Source organism: Halorubrum californiense DSM 19288 (assembly GCF_000336875.1).
GTDB lineage: Archaea > Halobacteriota > Halobacteria > Halobacteriales > Haloferacaceae > Halorubrum > Halorubrum californiense.
In genome coordinates, this window is sequence record NZ_AOJK01000036.1 from 74,081 (window position 1) to 94,861 (window position 20,781).

Sequence of the window (20,781 nt, forward strand, 5' to 3'; positions counted from 1 at the left end):
CAGTCGGGAAGGTCGGACACCGTGTAGAAGACGAACCCGGATATCCCGAGCATCAGCGCCGACTCGAGGAGCGCGCCCACGTTTCCCCCTGAAGCCACAAGTGCCCTGCGCCGAGGTCGACACAGAGGACGCCGAGCGCAGCGAACCCGGCGCGCGGAGTGAGGGAGGTCATCGAACACCGTACTCCGACCGGACGTTTATGGCTTTCTCGGCGGACGGAGCGGTCCGGACGAGATCAGTCCCCCTCGTAGATCACCTCGACCTCGTCGGCGAACCGGTCTAAGATGTTCCGCCGCTTCTTCTTCATCGTCGGCGTGAGCAGGTCGTTCGCCTCGGTGAACTCCTCTTCGACGAGCCGGAACTGCTTGATCCGCTCGTACACCTCGAACTCCTCGTTTACTTGGTCAACCTCCTCCTGGATGCGGTCGCGAACGCGGTCGTCGCGGCAGACCGCGGCGCGCTCCTCGGGCAGGTCGACGCCGTCGGCCTCGGCCCACGCGGTCAGCTGTTCGAAGTTCGGGACGATGAGCGCCGAGACGAACTTCCGGCCGTCGCCGAGGACGACGCACTGCTCCACGAACTCGTTCGCGGCGAACCGGTCTTCGATCGGTCCGGGGGCGACGTTCTTCCCGGTCGAGAGCACGAGCAACTGTTTGGCCCGCTCGCGGAACGCGACGTAGCCGTCCGGGCGGAGCTGGACGATGTCGCCGGTGCGGAACCACGGCTCCCCGGCCGCGGCCGCCGCGTCGGTCGCGCCCTCGCCGACCCGCTCGTCCGGCGGGGTGCCGGCGGTCACGGCGTCTTCCGGGAGGTCGTCAGCGTCGACAAAGGCGTCCGCGGTCGCGTCCGGCCGGTTCCAGTACCCCTCCGTCACTTGGGGGCCGCGGACGAGCAGTTCGCCCACGTCGCCCGCCAGATCGGCGACCTCCTCGCCGACGACGCCGTCGTCGATCGCGATCTCGGTGTCGACGACCGGCGGTCCGATGGTCCCCACTTGGGGCCGCTCGGGCGGGTTGACGCAGATGACCGGGGATGTCTCCGTCAGGCCGTACCCCTCCAGGATCGGGAGGTCCATCGCGTGGTACAGCGCGCACAGCTCCGCCGACAGCGACCCGCCGCCCGAGATGAAGAAGTCGATGTTCCCCCCGATCGCCTCCCTGACCGACGAGAAGACGAGGCGGTCGGCGACCGCGCGCTTGGCGTCGAGCAGCGCGCCGGGGTCGTCGGCCTCGTGGTGGGCGCGGCCCACGTCGACCGCCCACTCGAAGATGCGCTCCTTCACCGACGACTCGCTCGCCTGCTCGCGGATCGCGTCGTACAGCTTCTCGTAGACGCGCGGGACGCTCGTGGTCGTCGTCGGCCGGACGAGCCCGAAGTCCTCGCGGAGCGTGTCGGGGCTCTCCGCGTACGCGACGGTGGCCCCCGCGGCGAACATCATGTAGTGGCCCGCCATCCGCTCGAAGACGTGCGCGAGCGGGAGGAACGATAGCGTCGTCGACTCGGCGGAGATACCGGGGGCGTCCGAGTCGCGGTCGGGTCGGTCGGCGAACCGCCGGTAACACTGCGAGACGTTGTCGCGGAAGTTCGCGTGCGTGAGCCGGACGCCCTTCGGCTTCCCGGTGGTCCCGGAGGTGTAGATGAGGCTGGCGAGGTCGTCGACGCCGACCCCGTCGAGCCACCCCTCGTAGGTCGCCTCGTCGAACGCGTCTTCCCCGAGGGCGTGGACATCGCCAAGTCCGTACACGTCGTCCGCGTCGCCGTCGAGGTCCTCCGCGTCCACGTCGTCGACGGTGACGATCGCGTCGAGGTCGTGTTCGAGGTCGCCGCGCACCGCCAGCACGTCCGCGAGCATCTCGCGGTTCTCGGCGACGACCACGGTCGCCTCGGGGTCCTCTAACAGGTACCGCAGTTGGCTCGGCGAGGAGGAGGCGTACACGGTCGTCACGACCGCCCCCGCGGACAGCGCCGCGAAGTCGGTCTGCGCCCACTCCATGCGGGTCTGCGAGTACATCGCCACCCGGGTGTCGCCGTCGACGCCCAGCTCGCGGAACCCCGCCGCGAGGTTGCGGACGATCCCGCGCATCTCGGCGTACGTCAGGTCGGTGTACCCGCCCGCGGGCGCCGGTTCGACGACGCCCTCGGCGACGAGCGACCGGTCGTAGATTCCCCCCTTGTACCGCTGCGCGATCCGGTCCGCGTGTCGCTCTGCGGTACGTTCGAACAGCTCTGGGAGCGTCTCCCGGGCGACCGCGTCGTCCGTGAACGCCCGTTCCGCCTCCTGCCAACTCATACACCCTCAGTTCCGCCCTACCGTCATAAACAATCCGGTAGTTTGGAGTTTCTCTCCCGCCGGGACGCTCCCGATCGGTCAGCGGCCGCCGGCGATCCGCCCGCCGACCCGGTCCTTGTCGGTGCGGATCCCGTCGGCGACCTCCGCGATCTGCGCGAGTACCGGGTAGCGCGGCCCGTCGACGGGGCCGTAGAGGTAGTCGTAAAACGGGCGCTCGCGGTCGGCGTCAAGCGATGTCTCGGGGGTCAGCGGCGGGTCGTCGAGCGAGCGCTGCCGATCGGCGGCGAGGTCGTCGCACTCCCGTTCGAGCTCCGACAGCCGGTTCCAGACGTCGATCGCCGCGTCCGTCTCCCGGCCGGACCGGATCCCGTCCAAGTGACCGAGCAGCCGTCGGCGACGGCGGTCGATCGACGACAGCGCCCCCTCTCGGTCGCTCAGCTCGTCGATCTCTTCGTCTATCGCGTCGGCGAGTCGGTCGCGCGCTCGGGCGGCGCGGCGACTCCGGTCGACGAGCGCCGACCGGGCGCCGCTGGACAGCCCCCCGTCAGACGCCAGCGCGGTCGCCGTGTCCGGTCCGAGTTCAGCGGCTAGGCTCTCCGCGGCCGACTCGTCGTACTCGGCCCGGTAGTGGGGCAGCGACAACACGGTGTCGTGGTACGCGGCCATCACCCGCCTGAGCGTGACGTTCTCGGCGGCCGGTCCGCCCCCGGGCCGCCGTCCGCCGCCGGCGCCGTCGATTCCGCGCAGCGCGCCGGCGGGCACGCCGGACGGCGTCGCGTCCGTCGCGACGGAGACGGTGTCGATCTGCGCGACCCGATCGGCGAACGACTCGAACGCGTCCCGCTCGTCGAGGACGCGGCGTCGCTCGCTGCGGCAGGCCGACTCGGCGTCGCGGACGTACGCGAACGCGAGCAGCGCGACCACGCCGGCCAGCGCGACCGCCGTGATCACTCCCGGCTCGGTCGCGACCGCCCACAGCTCGCACCAACCGGTCGAGCAGTTCGCACCCGTCACCCCCTGATCTGGAATCTGAAAGACCGCCGTCGAACCCGGATGAACGCTCATTGTATGCGTTAACACGGTACACACACAAAGCGTTTTGGGCCGTTCGGCCGCGTTCGGCGCGGTAGGCGGCGTTCGAGAGGGTATCGTGGTTCTCAGTTCGGTGCCCGCGCGGCTCCGCCGTGTCCCGATCCGTTCCGTGCGTCGTCGTCGGCGATCGGTCTGACGCCGTCGTCGGTGATCACGATCGGACGCCGTCGTCGGTGATCACGATCGGACGCCGTCGTCGGTGATCACGGTGTCGATCATCCCGATCGGGGTGGCGTCGTAGCTGGGGTTCTCGATCTCGACGTCCTCGACGGGCTCGCGCATCACCTCGACGGCGTCGCGGAACTCGTTCTCGAACCGGAACTCCTCGATGGTCTTCGCGCCCGAACCGACCGCGGTGACGGGGACGCCGAGTTCGCGGGCGGTCACCACGAGCGGGAACGTGCCGATCCGGTTGTAGTAGGTTCCGCCGGTGATACACGTGATGCCGAGCAGGACGCGGTCGCAGTCGCGGAGCGCGTACCCCATCGCGCTGTCGACGACCATGTGGACGTCGACCCGAGAGACCCCGGCCAGCACGCGCGCGGTCTTCCGGCCGAGGGTGCGCGGGCGCGCCTCGGTGACGTAGACGGTCAGGTGCGCACCGTCGCGCGCGGCGTTCTCGATCGCCTCCAGCACCGTGGTCGAGTAGTCGTGGACGAGCAGCGTGTCGCCGTCCTCGATGCGCTCGGCCGCGTTGGCCGCGGCCTCCCCCTTCGCCGTCTCGATGTCCTCGGTGACGCGGGCGATCACGTCCTCCAAGAGTTGTTTCGCGCCCTCGACGCTCGTCGCCTCGCCGACGATGGAGCGCTCCACGTCGCGCATCGCGTTGTGGAGCGCGGCGTGGGAGGGGTTCGACCGGCGCAACACGCCCGCGTTGTGTTCGAGGTCGCGCTCGAACTCGTCGACGGTCACGTACTCGCGGTCCAGCAGGTCCGCGAGCGACCGCGTCGCCTTCACGGCCACCGCCGACGTGCTGTGGGTCCGCATCGCCCGGATCTCGGCGACGGTCTCGTCGATCATGCCCGAACGGTCGACCGCGCCGGTAAAAGGGGTTCCGGGGACGAACCGGCGGCGAGGGGTCCCGCGGCACGTCGACGGACTACTCGAGGCCGATCCGGTCGACCGCCCGGGGCAGACAGCCGGCGTCCGGTTCGAGGTACGAGTAGTGGTCCGCGACCAGGTCGGTGACGCCGACGTCGGTGTAGTTGTCCGGCGTGGTCGCCGACTCGGCCGCTCCGCCGTGTCCGACCGCTCGGGTCCGGTCGGAGGCGCGGTACACCCAGCCGAGGACGCGGTCGTTCCGGCTGTGGAAGTTGTAGACCGGGGCGTCGAGCGCCGCGATCGCGGGCCCGTACCTCCCGCCGGTCCCGACGCTGTCGTGCGGGATCGCGCCGCCGAACAGCGACGCCGACGCGAGGACGTCCGTCCGGCTACGGTCTGCGAGTTCGCGGAGCGCCGCCCCGGTCACGCGGGCACCGAGCGAGTGCGCGAAAAGGTGGACCGGCCGCCCGTCCTCCTCCGCCCACGCCGTCAGCCAGTCGGCGAGCGGGACGGCGTTGTCGTCGGCGGTGCGCTTCGCCGGCCCCCAGTCGGCGTTCGACGACCACGAGTAGCCGACGACGGGGAGCGCGCCCGCGGCGTCGGGCGCTTCCGAGGCCGCCTCCAGCCCCAGCCGGGCGGCGTACGCTTGGTCGCGGGCCGACGCGGCGTCCGCGCCGAGCCCGTGGACGTACAGCACCACCGCGTCCGCCCCGCCGAACTCCCACGAGCCCGAGCGCGCAGTCGGATCGTCGTCGAGTCGGCCCCGAGTCGAGGCCATCGGCTGCGCCTCGGGGGCCTCGTACCCGCCGAAGTCGCCGGAGAGCGCGTTCGCGACGTAGAGCCCGCCGCCCCCGAGGAGGCTGACGCCGCCCGCGACGCCGTACAGGAGCCGGCGGCGCGTGACGAGGGCGCCCGCGTCGTCCGCGGATTCAGGTTCGCCGGGGTCGTCCGAAGTGGAGTCCGATGAGATACCGACACGTCGGTCCGAACGATCAAATAGCTGACGCGGCGGCGACGGCTGTTTATCGGTCGGTCCCGTACGAGGCGTATGAGCTACCCGGTCACGTACTACTGTCCGCACTGCGGGACGCTCGTCGCGCTCGAACGCGAGGGGTACCTCGCGGACAAGTCGGTGACGCCGTACCCGCTTGAGGGGTGGACGTACGTCGCGCCGACCGAGCCGTTCGACGCGGAGGAAGCGAAGGGCGGCGAAAGAGAAGATGGCGATGGAGAGGGCGACGAGGGAGGGGGCGGCGAGAGCGACGGCGACGCGGTCGACGCCGACGGCGTCAGGTTCGTCTGCGGCGAGAGCGACGGCGTCGAGTGGGACCCCCACGACGGCGTGCGCGGCACCGACGTCGGCGGGGACGAACCGTACCGGGAGCCGGACGCCGAGGGCGTCGGCTGCGGCGAGCCCTTCTACCTCTCGTTCGTTCGGTTCGAAGCGGGGAGAGAAATTGATCCGGCAGCAGCGGCGGAGCCCGTCGAGATCAACCCCGATCCGCGGCCGAGCGGCCCGCGCGGACCGGGCGGTCCCGGCGAGGCCGGCGGCCCGAGCGACTCAGACGGCGGCTTCTGGTGACTAATTGAGTAGTCGTTTATAAATCGTTCACAGTAGATCCGTGGCGAACACCGCCAAAGCCCCAGTCGCGAGGCGGGCGCACGCTCGCTGCGCTCCTCGGTCGCTCACGCCGTTCGCTCCCTGCGGTGCTTACGTCACCTGCGCCCGCCTCGCGACTGCCCCTTTGAGTCCCGCCCCGCACCGCACAGCGACCGCACCTCACGCCCCCCCAGCCTCGTCGGTGGTCCGGAGCGAAGCGGAGGACCACCGACTCCAGCGAGAATCGAAGATTCTCTGGCAGCCGGCGCGTAGCGCCGGCGACCTCGCGCGTGCGATTCGCGCCGCGCTGCGGCGCTCATCGGCACGCGCCACCGCCTCGTCATTTTATAAGTGGCTCACTCCGGATCTCCGGCGACCCGCCGAGTCGAACAGCCAAACCCCTTAAACGGGGAGCCAGTAGGTTCGCCCATGGAAAGCATCAATCGGACCGCGATCGAACTGGTCGACGAGGCGCTCGACTTCGCCGGCGAACTGGACGTCGTCGGCTACGAGCTGGACAACGGCGCCACCGTCGTCGACTTCGGAATCGACGCGGCCGGCGGGGTCGAGGCCGGACTGCTGCTCGCGGAGATCCAGACCGCCGGGCTGGCGAACCTCCAGACGCGGATGGGCGAACTCGCGGGCGCGCCGCGCCAGTACGTCGAGCTGTCGACCGATCACCCCGCGGTCGCCTTGCTCTGCTCGCAGAAGGCCGGCTGGGAGCTGACGACCGAGGGCGGCTTCGAGGGGCTCGGCTCCGGGCCGGCCCGCGCGCTCGTCGGCCGCGAGACCGAGTTCGAGCGGGTCGGCTACTACGACTCCTCCGAGTTCGCGACGCTGGCGATCGAGTCGACGACCTTGCCCGACGAGGAGGTGGCCGAGCAGGTCGCCGAGCTGGCCGAGGTCGACGCCGACGGCGTGTTCCTCCCGACGTTCGCCACCGGTTCGACCGCCGGATCCGTCACCACCGCGGCCCGCGCCGCCGAACTCGCCGTCTTCCGTCTGCTGGAGGTCGGCTACGAGCCCACGGACGTGCTCCACGCCTCGGGCTCGGCGCCGCTCGCGCCCCCGACCCGCGACGAGACCGAGGCGATGGGCCGGACAAACGACGCGCTCGCGTACGGCGGCGAGGTCCACCTCCAGGTCGCGCGCGACGACGACCGCTTCGGCGAGATCGTCTCGACCGCTAGCGAGGAGTACGGCACCCCATTCGTCGACGTGTTCGAGGACGCCGATTGGGACTTCTACGAGGTCCCGGAGAGCGTGTTCGCCCCGGCGCAGGTCACCGTCGACGTCGTCGACGGCCCCGTCTACACCGTCGGCGAGACGGACGAGGAACTGCTCGCGGAGTCGTTCGGTTACCGCTGAAACCCGGACAGACGCGGACCTCACGCACCAGTGCGACTCAAACCCGTCCCCGAACCCCCGGCTGACTTCGACGCGCTCCGCGAGTACCAGCGCGCGGTGCCGCTCGTCCCCGGCGACACCGACGACTGCTGTGCCCGACTCCGTCGCCGGTGTGACCTCCCCGACCGACAGACCGCGAACGACTGGCTCGCGTTCCTGCGCGCGCTCGGCCTCATCGAGGAGACCTCGCGGGGGTTCGTCCGGACCGACGTCGAGCCGACTCCCGAACGCGTCCGGGAAGGGCTCCGCGATGGCGTCCTCCTCGTCCCCGAGGCGCTCGCGGCGCTGCGGGACGCCTCCCCCGACGACCCGCTGACCCCGGACGACCTCTTCGCGGCCACTCGCGACCGGGTTCCCCGCCACGACAGGGCCCGAAATCCCGACTGGGAGGCCGCGTGGCGGAACCGCGCGGCCCGGCTGCTGGGGTGGCTCGCGCTCGTCGACCTCGCCGCGCCCGTCGCCGGTGACCCGGGGGGCTCGGAGGTGGCCGCTTACGTCGCCGGCGACGGGCTCTGACCTCGCCGTCGGGGTGACTCCGCCGGCCCGTCGCCCTCGCAACAAGCCTTTTACTCGGTGCCGGAGAGGGAGGCACATGGGACGCTCCGACGAGCGCACGGTCCGCTACGAGCCGACGAGCGTCAAGGACCTGCTCGTCGAGATGAAGGACACCGCGGAGCTGCTCATCGACCTGTCGTACTCGGCGGTCCTCCACGGGAGCCCGACGGTCGCCCACGAGGTCGTCGAGCTCGAACACCGGATGGACGTGCTCCAGATGCGCGCCCGGATGAGTCTGATGCTCGCCGCGCGCAACCCGAACGAGGCGGAGACGCTCGCGCCCGTTCTCGGCGTCATCGCGGCCGCCGACAAGGTCGCCGACGCCGCGGGCGACATCGCGAAGATCGTCACCGAGGAGATCGGCCTCCCCGAGGCGATGCGCGGCGCGCTCTCGGCGGGCGTGGAGACGCTCGTCCGCGGGACCGTGGTCGCCGACTCCCCGTACGCCGGCCGGACGCTCGACGACATCGACCTCGAATCGGTGACCGGTGTCCGCGTCATCGCGGTCCGCCGCGACGAGGACTGGATCCTCAATCCCGGGCCGACCACCCGGCTGAAGGCGGGAGACGTGACGCTGCTTCGCGGCCCCGAGGCCGGCGTCGCGACGGCCTACCCCGAGCTGAGCGGGGAGCCGTACGAGCCGGAGCCAGAGGCCGAGCCCGCGATCGACGACCTCGAACGCGCGGTCGACTCGATCGTGTTGATGAAGAACCTCTCCGAACTCGCCGTCGACCTCGCGTACGGCTCGGTCCTCTTCGACAACGAGGAGCTGGCGGAGGAGGTGAGCAACCTCGAGATCGAAGTGGACGCGCTCCAGTCCCGGTTCGAGGCGTGGACGCTCCGGGCCGCCGCCGAGGCCGACGACCCGGTGTCGCTGCGCGGGCTCATCCATCTCGGCGTCGCGACCGAGGAGATTTCCGACGCCGCGCTCGCGATCACTGAGGGGGTCCGCCGCGACCTCGACGTCCACCCGGTCGTGGAGATGGCGGTGCAGGAGTCCGACGAGATCATCACCCGCACCGTCGTCGGCGCGGGGAGCGACCTCGACGGGACCGACGTCGTCGACGGCGTGCCCGCGACGGACATCTCGACGAGCGTCCTCGCGATCCGGCGTACGGGCGACGAGTGGCTGGTCGGGCCCGACATCGACACCAGCCTCCGCGGCGGCGACGTGATCATCTCGAAGGGGACCCGCACCTCCGCCGAGGAGTTCGATGCCCTCGCGGCGTGAGGCGGACGGGGAGGGTTCGACCGCGGACGGGGATCCGAGTTCGGGCGAGGATCCGGACCCCACCGCCCTCGCGCTGGCCTACTACGACGCGCTCGACGCCGGCGAGTACGACCGGCTGGCGTCGCTCCTCGCTCCCGACTTCATCCAGCGGCGCCCCGATCGGACTTTCGAGGGACGCGACCGCTTCGTCGCGTTCATGCGCGACGAGCGGCCGAACACCGACACGACGCACGTCGTCGAACGGGTGTACCCCGCCGGTCACGGCGTTGCGGTCCGCGGCCGACTGCTCGACGCAGACGGCGTGGAACTGTTCGCGTTCGTCGACGTCTTCTCGGTCGACGCGGGGCGGCTGACCGCGCTGGAGACGTACGCGGCCGAGTCGTAGGGCGGTTCGACGCGGGGCGACGAGCCTGCCGACCCGACGCCTACCACGCGGCGCGCAACACGCCGAGGACCCCCTCCGCGGTCGCGTCGAGGTCGGCGGGGGCGCGCTCCATCGGCGGGTCCTCGGCGACGAACTCGGCGATCGCCGGCAGGTCCTCCTCGTCGGTCTCCGGCAGGTCTCGGAGTCTGGTGGGGACGTCGAGCGCGTCGCGGACCCCGGCGACGGCCGCGACCACGTCCTCGGCGATCGCGTCGTCGTCGCGGCCGTCGGTCCGTACCCCCAGTCCGGCCGCGAGCGCCCGCCGGCTCGCGTCGACCTCGTCGAAGAGGTACGCCAGCGCGTGCGGGGCGATCACGGCGTGGATCGCGCCCTGCTGGATGTCGTACCGGCGGGCGAACCCGTGGCCGAACGCGTGGAGTACGTTGATCTTGCGGCCGAGCTGGACGAGCAGCGCTCCCACGACCGCGCGGTCCGTCGCTTCTTCTCCGCCCGGCCGGTCGCCGGCCACGCGGGGGAGCGCGTCCGAGAGAAGTCGAAGCCCGTGGACCGCCGCCGCGTCGCTCACCGGGTCGGCATCGCGGGCGTACGGGGTCTCGATCCCCTTGTTGAAGCCGTTCATCGCCGATCCTGCCAGCACCGAGGGCGGCGTCGTCTCGAACAGCGCCGGGTCGGCCACGTCCGCGATCGGCCACGCGCCGCTCCCGCTGACGTTCACCGGCTGGTCGGTCGGGGACTCGTCGGCCGCGAACACCTCCAGCGACCCGCCGGTGGAGACGTCGGCGCCCGCGAACGTCGTCGGCACGACGACGAACGGGACGGCAGGGTCGCTCGCCGGGGCGAGATCGCCGAGCGCGTCCCCGCCCGCCTCCGCGTCGGCGCGGAGTTCGTCGATGTCTCGGCCGTCGGCCGCGAGCAGCGTCGCCTGTCTGGCGACGTCGAGGCTGGCGCCGCCGCCGACCCCGACGAGGACGTCCGCGCCGACCTCGGCTCTCGCGTCGAGCAGGTCGTAGGCGGTCTCGACCCGCTTGTCGGGGGTGGTCCCGTCGAAGACGCCGGCGAGTCGGTCGCCGAGCCCCTCCCGGACTGGGTCCATCAGCGCGTCGTTCGCGCCCGTGTTCGAGCCGCAGACGACCAAGGCGTCGTCGAGGTCGCGCTCGCCGAGCCAGCCGCCGAGGTCGGCGATCCGCCCTCGACCGTACCGGATCTCGCAGCCGCGGTGGACGTGTTCGAAGGAGTCCGCGATCGGTAGCATCTGGGAGGAGTACGCGGGGGCGCGGCTTGTAGCTGTGGGAAGCGTACCCACGCGTCGCCTTCGCCGTCCGCACACGACGAACTGGGCTTCCGGTCCGCACAACGACGTAGCACGCTCTCACGCGCGCGGGCGTGCGCCGGCTTTATAACCCGACAGCGATTAGCGATGGTAAGTTCCTATGTCAGAGCAGAGCGAATACGGAGCCGGCCAAATACAGGTCCTTGAGGGCCTACAGGCCGTCCGTAAGCGACCGGCGATGTACATCGGGTCCACGGACGGTCGGGGGCTCCACCATCTCGTCTACGAGGTCGTCGACAACTCCATCGACGAGGCCCTCGCGGGCCACTGCGAGGAGATCGAAGTGCGGATCCACGACGACGGCTCCGTCTCCGTCAGCGACGACGGCCGCGGTATCCCCGTCGACACCCACGAGGAGTACGACCGGCCGGCGCTGGAGGTCATCCTGACCGTCCTCCACGCGGGGGGGAAGTTCGACTCCAAGTCGTATCAGGTCTCCGGCGGCCTCCACGGGGTCGGCGTCAGCGTCGTCAACGCGCTCTCCCAGCGGCTGGAGGTCGAGGTCAAACGCGACGGCGGCGTCTTCCGCCACCGGTTCGCCGGCGGCGAGCCCGCCGAGGACGGCTTCGAGCGCGTCCGCGACATGGACGCCGACGAGTCGACCGGGACGGAGATCCGCTTCTGGCCCGACGAGGAGATATTCGAGACGACCGACTTCCAGACCTCCACGCTCGCCAACCGGCTCCGCGAGCTCGCCTTCCTCAACTCCGGCGTCGAGATCCGGCTCGTCGACGACCGCGACGACACCGAGGAGACGTTCAAGTACGACGGCGGCATCCGCGAGTTCGTCGCCTACCTCAACGAGACGCGCTCGCCGATCCACGAGGAGGTCATCTACTTCGAGGGTGAGACCGACGGCGTCCACGTCGAGGTCGCGATGCAGGCGACCGAGGAGCTCCAGGGTTCCGTCCACGCGTTCGCGAACAACATCAACACCCGCGAGGGCGGCACGCACCTCACCGGGTTCAAGACCGCGCTGACGCGCACCGTCAACGACTACGCCAACGAGCACGGCCTCGTCGACGACCTCGACGCCAACCTCAAGGGCGAGGACGTCCGGGAGGGGCTCACGGCCGTCGTCTCGGTGAAACACCCCGACCCGCAGTTCGAGGGGCAGACGAAGACGAAGCTCGGCAACAGCGAGGTCCGCGGCGTCGTCGAGTCCGCCACCCACGAGAAGCTCGGCACCTTCTTCGAGGAGAATCCGGACACGGCCGAGAAGGTCGTCCACAAGGCCGCCGAGGCCGCCCGCGCCCGGAAGGCCGCGAAGAAGGCCGAGGAGCTCACGCGCCGGAAGTCGGCGCTTGAGTCGACCGCGCTCCCCGGCAAGTTAGCGGACTGTCAGACCCGCGACCCGACGGAGGCGGAGCTGTTCGTGGTCGAGGGCGACTCCGCGGGCGGCTCGGCCAAGCAGGGCCGGAACCGCGAGAACCAGGCGATCCTCCCCCTCAAGGGGAAGATCCTCAACGTCGAGAAACACCGGCTCGACCGCATCCTCGAGAACGACGAGATCCGCGCGCTGATCACCGCCATCGGCGCGGGCATCGGCGAGGAGTTCGACATCGACGACGTCCGGTACAACAAGATCATCCTGATGACGGACGCCGACGTCGACGGCGCCCACATCCGGACGCTGCTCCTCACGCTGCTGTACCGCCACATGAAACCCCTGCTCGAAGCGGGCTACGTGTACGCGGCCCAGCCGCCCCTCTACCGCGTCCGCTACCGCGGGAACACGTACGACGCGATGACCGAGGCGGAGCGCGACCGCATCGTCGAGGAGGAGTGCGACGGCAACCCGACGCAGGTCCAGCGGTTCAAGGGCCTCGGCGAGATGAACCCCGACCAGCTGTGGGACACCACGATGGACCCGGAGAACCGCCGGCTCAAGCGGATCACCATCGACGACGCGGCCGCGGCGGACCGGATGTTCAACGTGCTGATGGGTGACGCGGTCGAGCCGCGCAAGCAGTTCATCAAAGAGCACGCGACCGAGGCGGAGTGGGTGGACATATGAGCTCCGAGACCCCCGACGCCGACCCCGGCGACGTCCGCGCCGCGCAGGTGACGAACGCCCGCATCGAAGACGAGATGGAGCAGTCGTACATCGACTACGCGATGAGCGTCATCGCGGGTCGCGCGCTCCCAGACGTTCGCGACGGGCTCAAGCCCGTCCACCGTCGGATCCTCTTCGCGATGAACGAGGCGGGCGTGACGAGCAACTCCGCGCACCGCAAGTCCTCCTCCGTCGTCGGCGAGACGATGGGCGACTACCACCCGCACGGCGACAGCGCCATCTACGACACGCTCGCGCGGATGGCGCAGGACTTCTCGATGCGCTACCCGCTCGTCGACGGGCAGGGGAACTTCGGCTCCGTCGACGGCGACCCGCCGGCCGCGATGCGCTACACGGAGGCGCGGATGTCCCCCATCGCGGAGGAGCTGATGGCGGACATCGAGCGCGACACCGTCGACTTCCAGGCGAACTACGACGACCGCCTCGAAGAGCCGGCGGTGTTGCCCGCGGCGTTCCCGAACCTGCTCGTCAACGGCTCGTCGGGCATCGCCGTCGGGATGTCGACGAACATCCCGCCGCACAACCTCGGCGAGGTGATAGACGCCACCGTCGAGCTGATCGAGACGCCCGACGCGAGCGTCGAGGACCTGATGGAACACGTCAAGGGGCCGGACTTCCCGACCGGCGCGAACATCGTCGGGCGGAACGCGGTTCACAAGGCGTACAAGACGGGCCGCGGGCGGGTCCGCGTCCGCGCCGACTTCGACGTCCACGAGGAGGAGGGTCGGATCGTCATCAACGAACTCCCCTTCCAGCAGAACAAGTCGCGGCTCGTCGAGCGCATCGCCGAGGACGTCAACGAGGGCGCGATCGAGGGGATCCGCGACCTCCGCGACGAGTCCGACCGCGACGGGATCCGGATCGTCGTCGAGCTCAAGCGCGACGCGATGGCGGAGGTTGTCAAGAACCAGCTGCTGGAGAGCCACCTCGAACGCACCTTCGGCGTCATCAACCTCGCCCTCGTCGACGGCTCGCCGCAGGTGCTGGACCTCAAGCAGACGCTCGAACACTACGTCGAACACCGGCGCGAGGTCGTCCGTCGGCGCTCCGAACACGAGCTGGCCGAGCGCGAGGACCGCGCGCACATCCTCGAAGGGCGCCTCAAGGCGCTCGACAACGTCGACAGCGTCGTCGAGACGATTCAGGACTCCGACGACCGCGACGCCGCGAAGGCCGCGCTGGAGTCGACGTTCGACTTCACCGAGGCGCAGGCGGCCCACATCGTCCGGATGCAGCTCGGCTCGCTCACGTCGATGGAAACGGCCGAGATCGAAGAGGAGTACGAGGAGGTGAAAGCGCGGATCGAGCGGCTGGAGACGATCCTCTCGGACCCCGACGAGCTCGACCAGGTGATCGTCGACGAGCTACGGGAGATCAAAGCCGAGTACGACGACGAGCGCCGCACGAGCTTCATCGAGGACGCGGGCGACGTGACCCACGAGGACCTCATCCCCGAGGAGGAGTGCGTCGTCGTGATGAGCGAGGACGACTACATCAAGCGGATGCCGCTCGACGAGTTCCGCGCGCAGAACCGCGGCGGCAAGGGGATCATCGGCACCGGGCTCAAGGAGGGCGACCGCGTCTCTTCGGTGTTCGCGGCCAACTCCCACGACTACCTCCTCGCCTTCACGAACCGCGGCCAGATCTACGAGCTGAAGACCTACGAGATCCCGGAGATGTCCCGCACGGCGCGCGGGAAGTCCGCGGTCAACCTCCTCGACCTCGACGACGGCGAGGAGATCGAGTCGGTCGTCAACACGGACGACCTCGACGACGACGAGTTCCTCACGATGGTCACCCGCGACGGCTACATCAAGCGGACCGCCGTCGACGAGTTCGGCAACATCCGGTCGACCGGTATCCGCGCGATCCGGCTGGAGGACGGCGACGAGCTCGTCGACGTCGAGGTGACCGACGGCGAGACGGACATCGTCATCGGCAGTCGGAACGGGATGGCGATCCGCTTCGACGAGTCGGACGCCCGGGCGATGGGGCGCACGGCCCGCGGCGTGATCGGCATCGACCTCCGCGAGGGCGACGCCGTCGCCGGCGTCGCCGCCATCGACGACGAGTACCACAACTGGGTGCTCACCGTCACCGAGAACGGCTACGGGAAGCGTTCGGACCTCGACGAGTACCGCCTCCAGTCCCGTAACGGGAAGGGACTGATAGACATCAAGACCGGCGACCGCAACGGCGAGGTCGTCGCCATCGAGGCGGTCACCCACGGCGACCACCTCGTCGCGATGAGCGGGGCCGGCCAGATCATGCGGACCCGCGTCGAGGAGATATCGACGGTGAGCCGCAACACGAAGGGCGTCATCGTGATGAACCTCGACCCCGACGACGAGGTCGCGTCCGTCGACATCGTCCCCGAGTCGGTCCACGCCGTCGCGAACGACCGCGCCGAGACGGACGACGAGTAACGCTCCGTCGGTTTCTTCCTCTCGCTATCGACGCCCGCGTGTCAGCAGTTGAACTCCCGCTGCGACCAGCGACCCATATGGAACGACGCGAACTCCTCGCGACGAGCGCCGGCGCCATCGCGGCCGCGACCGATGGCTGTCTCGGCTTGCGCGACGCCGAGCCGGGGCGGCTCGACATGACGGTGCAAAACCCCGGCGACGACCCGGCCGACGTGGACGTGGTCGTCGAGGGGGGCGACGGGACGTCGTACGCCGAGGAGTCCGACCGCGTCGAGGTCGCGGGCGAGTGCGTCGACCCGCGGTCGGTTCTTCAGGAAAGTTACTTACTGTCGCCGCGAAAACCCCCGGACGAGATGGACGAGTACGAGGGGATAGACGAGGTCGTACACGAGCCGAGCGAGGCGTTCGCGGAGTCGACGAACGTCGCCGCGTTCATGCGCGAGTACGGGATCGACGACTACGAGGAACTCATCGAGCGTACCACCTCGGACGTCGCGGGCGAGCCCGAATCCGGCGTCGACTGGTTCTGGGACGAGATCGTCGACTACCTCGACATCGAGTTCTACAGCGACTACGACGCCGTCCGAGACGACGCCGACGGGCCACAGTTCTCCGACTGGTACCCGGGCGGCGAGGTCAACGTGGCCCACAACGTCGTCGACCGCCACGCCGCTGTCGACTCGCCCAATCGGAACCGCGTCGCGCTGATCTGGGAGGGGGAACCCGGCGACGTCCGCGAGATCACCTTCCACGAACTCCGGCGACAGAGCGACCGCGTCGCGAACTACCTGACCGAGGCGGGGATCGAGACCGGCGACACCGTCGGGCTGTACATGCCGATGGTGCCCGAGGTCGTCGCGATCCTCTACGGCTGTCTCAAGATCGGCGCGATCGCGGTGCCGATCTTCTCCGGGTTCGGCCGGGAGGCGACCGCGACGCGGCTCGACGACGCGGAGCCCTCGGTGCTGTTCACCGGCGACGGGTTCTACCGGCGCGGCGACGAGGTCCGGCTGAAAGAGACCGCCGATACGGCGATCGCGGACGCCGGCCACGTCGAGGAGGTGGTGGTGTACGATCGGCTCGGGGCGACTCCGGTGGGTGATTCTGCGGATCCGGTCCCGTGGAACGACGACCGCGACCGGACGTGGGACGAGGCGGTCGGCTCGCAGCCGTCGACGTACGAGACGAAGCGCCTCCCGAGCGATCAGGAGTCGATGCTACTGTACTCGTCCGGCACCACCGGCGAGCCGAAGGGGATCGTCCACACTCATGCGGGCGTCCTCACGCAGTGCGCGAAGGAAATCCACTTCGGCTTCGACCAGAAGGCCGCCGACCGGTTCTTTTGGGTCTCCGACATCGGCTGGATGATGGGCCCGTGGACGCTGATCGGCAACCACGCGTTCGGCGGCACGGTGGTGATGTACGAGGGCGCGCCCGACCACCCCGACCCCGACCGCTTCTGGGAGATGATCGACCGACACGGGATCACGCAGTTCGGCATCTCGCCGACCGCGATCCGCGCGCTCCGCAAGCACGGAGATGAGTGGGTCGACGGCCACGACCTCTCCTCGCTCCGGATCTTGGGCTCCACCGGCGAGCCGTGGGACCCCGAGTCGTGGCGCTGGTTCTATGACGCGGTCGGCGGCGGCGAGTGTCCCATCGTCAACATCTCCGGCGGCACCGAGATCTGCGGCTGCTTCCTGATGCCGATGCCGAACCAATCCCTCAAGCCCTGTACCCTCGGTGGGCCCGGACTCGGGATGGACATCGACATCGTCGACGAGACCGGCGAGTCGGTGATGGACTCGGGGCAACGCGGCTACCTCGTCGCGCGCGACTCCTGTCCCTCGATGACGAAGTCGCTGTGGTCGGGCGACGAGCGGTACCTCGACGAGTACTGGTCGACGTGGCCCGACCTGTGGGACCACGGCGACTTCGCGCAGAAGGACGAGGACGGCTTCTGGTTCCTCCACGGCCGCGCCGACGACGCGCTCAACGTCGCGGGGCGGAAGGTCGGCCCGGCCGAGATCGAGGGCGTCCTCATCGACCACGACGCCGTCAACCAGGCCGCCGCGGTCGGCGTGCCCGACGACACCACCGGCACCGCGGTCGTCGCGTACGTCGTCCTCGAACCGGGCGTGGACCCGAGCGACGACCTCCGCGAGGAGCTCCGGGCGCTGGTTGGGGACGAACACGGCAAGCCGTTCCGCCCGCGCGAACTGCTGTTCGTCGACGCGTTCCCGAAGACGCAGTCGGGGAAGATCATCCGGCGCGCGATCGAGTCGGTGTACAACGACGAGGACCCGGGCGACCTCTCGTCGATGGAGAACCCGGAGGCGCTGGAGGCGCTGCGCGACCCCGCCTGAGCGCTTCGAACGGTTCCGTCCGCCTCGTCACCTCAGGCGGTCGCGTCCGCTACCGCCTCGGCGAGCGCGTCGTAGTCCGGCTCCCGTCCGGCGTTCTCCGCGAGCCAGCGGTACGTCACGGTCCCGTCCGCGTCGATCACGAAGACGGCGCGCTGCGCGACGGTCTCGACGCCGTAGTGTTCGAAGTCCTCGATCACGTCGTACGCCGCTATCGCGCGGTGGTCCGGGTCGCCCACGAGCGCGAACGGCAGGTCGTACTGGACGCGGTACGCGCCGAGCGCGTGCGGCAGGTCGGTGCTCACGCCGAATAGGGTACAGTCGTCGCGGTCGAACCCGTCGCGCAGCGCCTCCATCTCGTCGGTACAGGTGTTCGAGAAGGCGGCGGGGAAGAAGGCGAGCACGACCGGTTCGTCGCCGAGGTGATCGGCGAGTTCGAACGGCTCGATGTCGCCGTCAACGAGCGATCCGGTGAAGTCGGGGGCGTCGTCGCCGACGTCTGGCATACCGGACCCTCGTCGGCCGCGCGTATCACCGTTTCGACGGCGGAACCCGGGCGGGATCCGAGCCATCGCCCACCGAATTCGGCGGCAACCGGTGGCTCCTCGTCGAGCGATCCGGGGGGAATCAAGTGGGTCGACGACGAACGCCCGTCGATGTCCCGCCCTCCACGCGGCCCCTCCCGTCGACGGACGGTACTGCTCGCTTCGGCAGCGTCGCTGACGGCGCTGTCGGGCTGTCTCACCGGCGACCGCGAGACGGATCCCCGTTCACGAACGGTGCTCCGGCTCGACGAGGCCTCGCCGGTCGGCGTCTCGAACGAGTTTAGCACGCCGGTCGACGCCGTCGGGCACGCGGGACGGGGCGCCGTCAGGACCGCGATCGGCGGCGGAGAAGGCACCGTGGACGGATACTACGGGCCCGACGTCTCGGCGCCGTACGTCGTCACCGACGACGCCGAGTACTACCGGATCGCGACGGAGACGGTCCGAGCCGTCGCGGCGCCGGGCTACGCGTACACGGTGGAAGTCGAGCCCCTCGACTCGTTTTTCTTCGGTCCCCCGTCGAGCGCGTCGTTCGCGGACCTGCCGGATCGCGATCGGGACGCCGTCCGCGACGCGATCGGAGACGCGTCGCTCGTCCACGCGCCGCATTACACGCCGTTCGGGGTCACCTTCGCGTACGCGTCCGCCGAGCGGCGGGAGCGTTCCCGATTCGTGCCCGAGAACGACGGGCAACGGGTCGCGTGGGACGGCGAACTGCTCCGGTTCTCGTTCGACGAAGAGCGGTCGGTCGAGGTGCGGACCGTCGCCGTCAGCGCCGACCGCGTCGCCTCGTCGCAGCGCGACTTCCGCGAGACCGTCGGTGAGGCGCGCGGCCGCTCGCTCGACGACCCGACCGGGGACCAGCAGGAAGTCCTCGACGCGGCGATCGACTCCGAGTACGCGGAGGTCCCTCCACACTCCGACGCGTTCGCGGCCGTTATCGACGCCGTCTCGACGGACGACGGAGTCGTACCGCTCGTCCGCTACGACGGCGACTGGTACTTCGCGCAGCTCGCTCGCCCCGACTGATCCGCTCGCCTCGTCGCGGCCGCGCGACGATCCGACGAGGCAAAAAGACTATAGTCGCCACAGGGCTACAGCGGAATAGAGATGATAAGTGCGACACCACTGATCGGCGGCATTCCGGCGGGGCCGGAGCTCCTCATCATCCTGCTCGTGCTGGTCCTGCTGTTCGGCGCGAACAAGATCCCGAAGCTCGCCCGGTCGACCGGCCAGGCGATGGGAGAGTTCAAGAAGGGCCGCGAACAGGTCGAAGAGGAACTGAAAGACATGCAAGACGGCGAGACGGCGGACTCGACGCTCGACGACGAGGACGACGACCTCGACGAGCTCGACGAGCTCGAGACCGAGACCGACAAGGAAACCAGCGCGTAAGCCGGCCCCTCCGCCGACCGATCCCAGCCGTCCCGTTTTCTCCACCCGTTCTGGGCGCGTGGCCTAGCGGACAGGGCGAGAGGTTCCTAACCTCTCGATCGCGGGTTCGAATCCCGTCGCGCCCGTGACTTCGCTCCGCTCCGTCACGGGCGCGACTGGCTCCACGCTCGCTCACTGCGTTCGCTCGCGTGGATCCCGCCGCGCCCTCGCGGAGCAATTCGCCTTCTCGCTTCTGACCACTCGAACGCGTCTCACTCCGATTCTTCGCCGAGTCGCGGGAACGAGTGCGACGCGAGCGCGACCGATCCGACCGCGATGGCGAGCGTCGCGGCCGCCAACCCGAGGCCGGGCTCGTACAGCAGCGGCGGGTGGTAACCGAACCCGTAGTCGACGACGGCGTTCGCGACGCCGAGCGCGAGCGCCGTCGCGAGCGCGCCGCGAGTGGTCCGACCGAACGCAGGGAACAGCAGCGCGAGCCCCACGAACAACAGGTGGGTGCCGATCACGCCCCAGTAGTAGATCCAAGCGTCGGGCGCGGCGACGTACTCGCCGAACGCGAGGTTAAGCGAGACGAGCGGCCAGACGCCGAACTGGACCAGCCAGACGAACGCGAGCGTGTGGAGGTACGCCAGTCCTCGCGACGCGGGGGCCTCCGCGACGACGTCGCCGCCGCGTCGCACGGTCCTGACGAGAGTCACGAGGACGATACCCCCGAGCGCGACGGCGACCGCCGAGTCCGCGTACAGCGGCCAGAGCGCGACCGGCACCTCACCAGCGGTCGGCGCGTAGTACCCGATCCCCACCGCGAGCATGAACGCAGTGAACGCGCAGACGGCGGCGAGGCTCCGCGGCGTCCCGAGCAGTTCCTCGGCGATCGCCGCCCTGACCCGCCGCCTGACCGCCGGTCGGCGGAGTCGTCGAAGTCGACGGAGTCGCTCGGCCCGTGACACGGTCACCGATCGGTGCGCAGGGGTCTAAAATCCGCCCGTCGCGGACGATTATCAATCGCGGTGTTTTGCGAGACACCTTTTTCAACGGATGCGC

Annotated in this window: 17 protein-coding genes and 1 tRNA gene; 11 read left to right on the forward strand and 7 right to left on the reverse strand. The window is 69.9% G+C overall.

Translation table 11 applies throughout. The annotated features are described in order from the left end of the window. Positions 1-235: 235 nt before the first annotated feature. The 4 genes from C463_RS07080 to C463_RS07095 form a co-directional block, all read right to left on the reverse strand. Complete coding sequence (locus C463_RS07080) at positions 236-2,290, reverse strand: AMP-dependent synthetase/ligase (protein ID WP_008442378.1); 2,055 nt, start codon at positions 2,288-2,290, stop codon at positions 236-238. Between the two features lie 78 nt (positions 2,291-2,368). Continuing rightward, entirely contained in the window at positions 2,369-3,355 is a 987-nt protein-coding gene (locus tag C463_RS07085; RefSeq protein WP_008442379.1) for a DUF7260 family protein, read from the reverse strand. A 204-nt stretch (positions 3,356-3,559) separates the two neighbouring features. Beyond that, positions 3,560-4,402 (reverse strand): translation initiation factor eIF-2B, encoded by an 843-nt coding sequence (locus C463_RS07090; RefSeq protein ID WP_008442380.1) that lies wholly within the window; start codon positions 4,400-4,402, stop codon positions 3,560-3,562. A 79-nt stretch (positions 4,403-4,481) separates the two neighbouring features. After that, positions 4,482-5,201 (reverse strand): DUF726 domain-containing protein, encoded by a 720-nt coding sequence (locus C463_RS07095; RefSeq protein ID WP_008442382.1) that lies wholly within the window; start codon positions 5,199-5,201, stop codon positions 4,482-4,484. 270 nt (positions 5,202-5,471) lie between these two features. On the opposite strand from C463_RS07095, the gene C463_RS07100 reads away from it, so the two are divergent. From C463_RS07100 to C463_RS07120, 5 genes are all read left to right on the forward strand, one after another. After that, the gene (locus C463_RS07100) at positions 5,472-6,005 is read left to right on the forward strand and encodes a hypothetical protein (protein ID WP_008442383.1); all 534 of its coding nucleotides are present in this window, start codon (positions 5,472-5,474) and stop codon (positions 6,003-6,005) included. A 447-nt stretch (positions 6,006-6,452) separates the two neighbouring features. After that, positions 6,453-7,391 carry a methenyltetrahydromethanopterin cyclohydrolase gene (gene mch, locus C463_RS07105; RefSeq protein ID WP_008442384.1) on the forward strand — a complete coding sequence of 313 codons (939 nt, stop codon included), beginning with the start codon at positions 6,453-6,455 and terminating at the stop codon, positions 7,389-7,391. Positions 7,392-7,421: 30 nt separating this feature from the next. Beyond that, positions 7,422-7,946, forward strand: a complete 525-nt coding sequence (locus C463_RS07110) for a hypothetical protein (protein WP_008442385.1) — start codon at positions 7,422-7,424, stop codon at positions 7,944-7,946. Positions 7,947-8,022: 76 nt separating this feature from the next. Beyond that, positions 8,023-9,216, forward strand: a complete 1,194-nt coding sequence (locus C463_RS07115) for a potassium channel family protein (RefSeq protein WP_008442386.1) — start codon at positions 8,023-8,025, stop codon at positions 9,214-9,216. Beyond that, on the forward strand, positions 9,200-9,601 hold the full coding sequence (locus C463_RS07120; RefSeq protein WP_008442387.1) for a nuclear transport factor 2 family protein: 402 nt from the start codon (positions 9,200-9,202) through the stop codon (positions 9,599-9,601). The genes C463_RS07115 and C463_RS07120 overlap by 17 nt, the downstream gene beginning before the upstream one ends. A 40-nt stretch (positions 9,602-9,641) precedes the next feature. Here C463_RS07120 and C463_RS07125 read toward each other — a convergent pair whose 3' ends face one another. Continuing rightward, complete coding sequence (locus tag C463_RS07125; RefSeq protein WP_008442388.1) at positions 9,642-10,853, reverse strand: iron-containing alcohol dehydrogenase family protein; 1,212 nt, start codon at positions 10,851-10,853, stop codon at positions 9,642-9,644. A gap of 178 nt (positions 10,854-11,031) precedes the next feature. On the opposite strand from C463_RS07125, the gene gyrB reads away from it, so the two are divergent. The 3 genes from gyrB (at position 11,032) to C463_RS07140 (ending at position 17,800) form a co-directional block, all read left to right on the forward strand. Beyond that, positions 11,032-12,948: a DNA topoisomerase (ATP-hydrolyzing) subunit B gene (gene gyrB, locus C463_RS07130; RefSeq protein ID WP_008442389.1), complete on the forward strand. Its 1,917-nt coding sequence runs from the start codon at positions 11,032-11,034 to the stop codon at positions 12,946-12,948. After that, entirely contained in the window at positions 12,945-15,434 is a 2,490-nt protein-coding gene (gene gyrA / locus C463_RS07135; protein ID WP_008442390.1) for a DNA gyrase subunit A, read from the forward strand. The genes gyrB and gyrA overlap by 4 nt, the downstream gene beginning before the upstream one ends. A 353-nt stretch (positions 15,435-15,787) precedes the next feature. Next, a complete protein-coding gene (locus C463_RS07140; protein WP_008442391.1) occupies positions 15,788-17,800 on the forward strand; it encodes an AMP-binding protein in 2,013 nt (670 codons plus the stop codon). 32 nt (positions 17,801-17,832) lie between these two features. Here the strand turns inward: C463_RS07140 and C463_RS07145 are convergent, their stop codons facing one another. Beyond that, entirely contained in the window at positions 17,833-18,303 is a 471-nt protein-coding gene (locus C463_RS07145; RefSeq protein ID WP_008442392.1) for a redoxin domain-containing protein, read from the reverse strand. 150 nt (positions 18,304-18,453) lie between these two features. Here C463_RS07145 and C463_RS07150 point away from each other — a divergent pair, with 150 nt between their 5' ends. The 3 genes from C463_RS07150 to C463_RS07160 all read left to right on the forward strand — a co-directional run bounded on the left by C463_RS07150 (position 18,454) and on the right by C463_RS07160 (position 19,862). After that, the gene (locus C463_RS07150) at positions 18,454-19,371 is read left to right on the forward strand and encodes a hypothetical protein (RefSeq protein WP_049905655.1); all 918 of its coding nucleotides are present in this window, start codon (positions 18,454-18,456) and stop codon (positions 19,369-19,371) included. An 81-nt stretch (positions 19,372-19,452) separates the two neighbouring features. After that, positions 19,453-19,737 (forward strand): Sec-independent protein translocase subunit TatA/TatB, encoded by a 285-nt coding sequence (locus C463_RS07155; protein WP_008442394.1) that lies wholly within the window; start codon positions 19,453-19,455, stop codon positions 19,735-19,737. Positions 19,738-19,789: 52 nt separating this feature from the next. Further along, positions 19,790-19,862, forward strand: a tRNA-Arg gene (locus tag C463_RS07160). A 126-nt stretch (positions 19,863-19,988) separates the two neighbouring features. Here the strand turns inward: C463_RS07160 and C463_RS07165 are convergent. Then, positions 19,989-20,687 carry a DUF1405 domain-containing protein gene (locus tag C463_RS07165; protein WP_049905656.1) on the reverse strand — a complete coding sequence of 233 codons (699 nt, stop codon included), beginning with the start codon at positions 20,685-20,687 and terminating at the stop codon, positions 19,989-19,991. Between the last annotated feature and the right edge of the window lie 94 nt (positions 20,688-20,781).